This window comes from Mesorhizobium sp. M7A.F.Ca.CA.004.06.1.1 (assembly GCF_003999135.1).
GTDB lineage: Bacteria > Pseudomonadota > Alphaproteobacteria > Rhizobiales > Rhizobiaceae > Mesorhizobium.
Genome location: NZ_RZPQ01000916.1, coordinates 1 through 2,049 on the forward strand (window position 1 = coordinate 1; position 2,049 = coordinate 2,049).

1 protein-coding gene is annotated in these 2,049 nt (G+C 64.1%); it reads left to right on the plus strand.

The window, feature by feature from the left end:
- The coding region (locus EN906_RS32075; protein ID WP_127375679.1) for a bifunctional salicylyl-CoA 5-hydroxylase/oxidoreductase at positions 1-1,992 on the plus strand (1,992 nt) is incomplete at its 5' end.
- Between the last annotated feature and the right edge of the window lie 57 nt (positions 1,993-2,049).

Here is a 2,049-nt window from a genome sequence, read left to right on the forward strand (position 1 = left end):
CTGCTGCAGCGCCGGGCGCGCGAACTCGGCGTCAAGCTGATGTTCGAGACCGACATCGCCGATCCCAAACCTTACATGGAGACGCATGATCTGGTCGTCGCGGCCGACGGCCTCAACTCCAGGGCGCGCAACGCTTTCGTCGACATCTTCAAACCCGACATCGACACCCGCAAATGCAAGTTCGTCTGGCTCGGCACCAACCAGAAATTCGACGACGCCTTCACCTTCATCTTCGAGAAGACCGAGCATGGCTGGGTTTGGGCGCACGCCTACCAGTTCGACAGCGACACCGCGACGTTCATCGTCGAGTGCAGCGAACAGACCTGGACTGCTTTCGGCTTCAGCGCGATGTCGCAGCAGGAATCGATCGCTGTCTGTGAGCGGATCTTCGAAAAACATCTCGGCGGCCACGCGCTGATGACCAATGCCAACCATATCCGTGGTTCCGCCTGGATCAATTTCCCGCGCGTGCTGTGCGAGCGCTGGTCCTACAAGAATCTGGCGCTGATGGGCGATGCGGCGGCCTCAGCCCATTTCTCGATCGGCTCCGGCACCAAGCTGGCACTGGAAAGTGCCGTGGCGCTGGCCGAATATGTCGAAACCGAGCCGGACCTGGATGCCGCCTTCCGTAAATATGAGGATGCCCGCCGCACCGAGGTGCTGAAGCTGCAATCGGCGGCGCGCAATTCGCTGGAATGGTTCGAGGAGGTCGAGCGCTATCTCGGCCTCGATCCGGTGCAGTTCAACTATTCGCTTTTGACCCGCTCGCAGCGCATCAGCCATGAGAATTTGCGGCTGCGCGATGCCGAATGGCTGGGCGGTGCGGAGGAATGGTTCCAGCGCCAGGCGGGCGCCGGCGGCAACAGCCTGCGCCGCGCGCCGATGTTCGCGCCGTTCAAGCTGCGCGACATGAGGCTGCAGAACCGCGTCGTCGTTTCGCCGATGGCGCAGTACAAGGCCGTCGACGGCTGCCCGACCGACTGGCATTTCACCCACTACGCCGAGCGGGCCAAAGGGGGCGCCGGGCTCCTCTATATCGAGATGACCTGCGTCAGCCCGGAAGGTCGCATCACGCCCGGTTGTCCGGGATTCTATGCGCCCGAACATGAGGTGGCGTGGAAGCGGCTGGTCGATTTCGTCCACACCGAAACCGAAGCCAAGATCTGCGCCCAGATCGGCCATTCCGGCGCCAAAGGTTCGACCCGGCTTGGCTGGGAAGGCACCGACGTGCCGCTGGTCTCCGGCAACTGGCCGGTGATCGCCGCCTCGGCCGTGGCGTGGTCGCCGCAGAATCAGGTGCCGAAGGCGATGGATCGCGCCGACATGGACCGCGTGCGCGACGAATTCGTGGCTTCGGCCGAGATGGCCGATCGTTGCGGCTTCGACATGCTCGAGATCCACGCTGCGCATGGCTATCTCTTGTCGTCCTTCATCACGCCGGTCACCAACCGGCGCACGGATGAATATGGCGGTTCGCTTGACAATCGGATGCGCTATCCCCTCGAAATCTTCCGCGCGGTGCGCGCTGCCTGGCGGGCGGAGAAGCCGATCTCGATGCGCATTTCGGCCAATGACTGGGTGGGCATCGAGGGCGTCACACCGGCCGACGCGGTCGAGATCGCACGGCTGCTGCACGAGGCCGGCGTCGACATCTGCGACGTCTCGGCAGGCCAGACCTCGGCACTGGCCAAGCCTGTCTATGGCCGCATGTTCCAGACGCCGTTTTCCGACCGCATCCGCAACGAAGTCGGCATGGCGACGATGGCGGTCGGCAACATCTACGAGCCGGACCATGTCAATTCGATCCTGATGGCCGGCCGCGCCGATCTGGTGGCGCTGGCACGGCCGCATCTCGCCGATCCCTACTGGACACTGCACGCCGCCGTCACGCTCGGCGACCGTGGTGTCAAATGGCCGGATCCCTATCTGCCCGGGCGCGACCAGCTCTACCGTCTGGCCGAGCGCGACGCCGCAGCGGGGCTGAAAGTATGAACGCTTTTCGTCTGCCACGTCAGCGCTGTACCCCCGCCCCTCGCCCCTCCCCACAAG